The organism is Mesorhizobium sp. M0052 (assembly GCF_040323255.1).
In the GTDB taxonomy this organism is placed as follows: Bacteria; Pseudomonadota; Alphaproteobacteria; order Rhizobiales; family Rhizobiaceae; genus Mesorhizobium.
The window spans coordinates 1-2,742 of record NZ_JAMYUS010000056.1; the positions used below are offsets into that span (position 1 = coordinate 1).

Here is a 2,742-nt window from a genome sequence, read left to right on the forward strand (position 1 = left end):
GGGGATAGCCATTATTGCAACCCAGGTCATCGACTGGTGCTGCGCGTCGACTTCATCTTTGGCCTCGCGCCCACCACGACCCTGCGCAAGCATGTGGCGGATCTGGAGGCCAGCACGACAGCACGCCTGGAAGCGTCGGCCAAGAGAGGCAAGGTCCGCATGTTCAAGGAGCTCATTGACGGCGCCCGCGGCGCGGCCGGGCCGGCAGCACTCAGGCGACTATAACGGGCGCAGAGCCGACCCTGCGGCTTCCAGACATTGTCGTGTACAGCTTCAGACCCTCAAGCCGAGCCCGCATGGCCTCGCTTACCTTTTACGGGGCGGCGGTACGTCCAAGCCGGTTCAACAGTTAAGAATTTCGCAAAGACGATACCCCCGGATCCTCGATCTTCCGCTGCCACTTCCCGCATTCGCCGAGGCGGTCAATGACGCGCCCTTCACAAGGTTATCCGGCAAGCATCTGGATGCGAGAGATAATGTTGCCGGAAGCATCTTTCATGGCTTCTACACCTGCCTGAACGCCAGAACCGCGTTCGTGCCGCCAAAGGCGAAGGAGTTGCTCAGTGCCACGCGCACCTTGCGCTCGCGTGCCACATTGGGCGTGACGTCGAGATCGCAATCGGGGTCCAGCTCACGATAATTGGCAGTCGGCGGGACGACGCTCTCGCGGATAGCCATCACGCAGGCGATCAACTCGAGCGCGCCGGACGCGCCGAGGCAATGCGCGTGCATGGACTTGGTAGAAGAAATGGACATTGAGAAGGCGTGCTGACCGAAGACGCGCTTGATCGCCGCCGTCTCGATCTGGTCGTTGGCCTTGGTGCCGGTGCCGTGCGCGTTGAGATAGTCGACATCCTCGGCGTCCAGCCTGGCATCGGCAAGGCAGGCCCGCATTGCTGCCTCCGGCCCCTCGACAGTCGGCGCGACGATGCCGGACGCATCGGCGGAAAGGCCGACACCGGCAATTTCGGCAAGGATGGTGGCGCCCCGAGCCAAGGCATGCTCGTAGCTTTCCAGCACAGCCATGCCGGCGCCTTCACCAAGCGACAGGCCCTGGCGATCGGCCGAGAATGGCCGGCAAGTATCGGGCGAAAGCACGCGGATCGCTTCCCATGCCTTCAGCACACCCCATATGAGCGGCGCTTCGCTGCCGCCGGCAAGCATCACGTCGGCCCGGCCGAGCCTGATCTGGTCCACCGCGCAGGCAATCGCATGGTTTGCCGAGGAACAGGCGGACGTGACGCCGAAGACCGGCCCGCGCAGGCCGAGACTCATGCTGACCTGGCCGGCAGCGGCACCCGGCATTGCCTTGGGTACAGTCAAGAGAGCGGCACGCTTACCGCCCAGAAGGATGGCGCGGTAGGTTTGCTCGATCGCATCCCACCCGCAGCCGCCAACGCCCACCGTCGCACCGAAGCGATAGCTATTTCCCTCTTTGGAGGAAAGTCCGGCCTGACGCATGGCTTCGCGCGCCGCAAGCACAGCGAGCAGGCTGAAGCGGTCCATGGAGATGAGTTGCTTGCTGTCGATGTCATGCTCCGGCAGGGCCTTGATCTCGGCACCGATCCTGACCCTCAATTCATGGAACTCGGAGTTGACGATTGGGCCAATGGCGGAGCGGCCTTCTCGCATCTCTGTCCAAATGGCGGCGGCGTTGGTTCCAAGCCCGCAAATCCCGCCAATCCCAGTAATCACGACGCGCCTGTCCATTCACACCCCCGTAGGGAGCAAGCTGCGCACGGCTTCCACCATGCCCCCAACATTCTGGAGATCGGACCATGCCTCGGCCGTATTCATCTCGATCTCGATGCCGTAGGCCTGCTCCAGGTCCCAGAGAACGTCCGCCAATCCCAGTGAATCGATACCGAGCGAAGTCAGTCCCGTGGCAGCCGTTATTTCGCCGCCCGTGGCAGGCGCTATGCCGCCCTCCGACGCGGCGCGCTTCTTGATCATTGCGATTATTTCGTTGGCGAGTTGATCTGCCATCTTGTTCCTTTCCAGCTTGCGTTTTCGGCGTCGTTCAAAACCCGAGTCGCGTCGCGTTGCCAAAATTGCCCCTCATAGAGCCTGTGCGCCGACCAAGCCCAATGCCCATAGGAACCGGACGAGTTCCGGCTTCTGCGGCGTCAGCCCGATGACGAAGAAAAGTCGCCGGCCTCCCGCTTTTGCGCCAGCACATCAAGAATCTGCGTGTAAATGGATAGGAACCGTCGTCAAACGTCAGCTAAACGCTGCGACGGTGGGTGCTGTCAGCGTATTCACTCGGCACCTCATATGTAATCGAGATGTTTCATAGCTCCGGACCAGTTGCGATCAACTATGTACCGGTCGCCATTCGTCGGAGAGTTCGACATGATTTGGAGCGCTGCCTCTCATTCCCAGTACAATCTCCACCGCACGCGACAGATTTCCTCTTTCGGGCTCTTCTCAAGGGACTCGCCACGCGATAGAGGCAGTGATCGGCGCACGTGAGATCCTGCCAGGTCCATGCGACATTCCGGAAAATTGGTAAAATCGTTTGTTTCAATCAAATTCATCCACGCTATGGATAGCTAAGCATGCGTTTCAAAGGGCTCGATCTGAATCTTCTCGTCGTTCTCGACGCGCTGCTTAGCGAGCGCGGCCTCACGGCGGCGGCACGCAGCATCAACCTAACCAAATTCATGGGGGTTGGTGGATGTGGCGCAAGCCCGTTGAAATGACGTAGGATTTGGTTGCTTAAGCCGATCCGAAATTTCCCGG

At 60.6% G+C, this 2,742-nt stretch carries 2 protein-coding genes and 2 pseudogenes; 2 read left to right on the forward strand and 2 right to left on the reverse strand.

Translation table 11 applies throughout. The features are described from left to right. Positions 1 to 186 (forward strand): annotated as a pseudogene (locus NKJ77_RS32260) (IS1380 family transposase); the annotation flags it as partial. Positions 187 to 504: 318 nt separating this feature from the next. Here the strand turns inward: NKJ77_RS32260 and NKJ77_RS32265 are convergent. Both NKJ77_RS32265 and NKJ77_RS32270 read right to left on the reverse strand, forming a co-directional pair. Next, positions 505 to 1,710, reverse strand: a complete 1,206-nt coding sequence (locus NKJ77_RS32265) for a beta-ketoacyl-[acyl-carrier-protein] synthase family protein (protein WP_023707447.1) — start codon at positions 1,708 to 1,710, stop codon at positions 505 to 507. Then, positions 1,711 to 1,986: an acyl carrier protein gene (locus NKJ77_RS32270; protein WP_023673543.1), complete on the reverse strand. Its 276-nt coding sequence runs from the start codon at positions 1,984 to 1,986 to the stop codon at positions 1,711 to 1,713. A gap of 572 nt (positions 1,987 to 2,558) precedes the next feature. Between NKJ77_RS32270 and NKJ77_RS32275 the strand changes: the two are divergent. Then, positions 2,559 to 2,660 (forward strand): annotated as a pseudogene (locus NKJ77_RS32275) (LysR family transcriptional regulator); the annotation flags it as partial. Positions 2,661 to 2,742 lie beyond the last annotated feature (82 nt).

Excerpts from the sequence above, each read along its gene's own strand:
- NKJ77_RS32265 (WP_023707447.1), bottom strand. The coding sequence starts at position 1,710 with ATGGACAGGCGCGTCGTGATTACTGGGATTGGCGGGATTTGCGGGCTT.
- NKJ77_RS32270 (WP_023673543.1), bottom strand. The coding sequence starts at position 1,986 with ATGGCAGATCAACTCGCCAACGAAATAATCGCAATGATCAAGAAGCGC.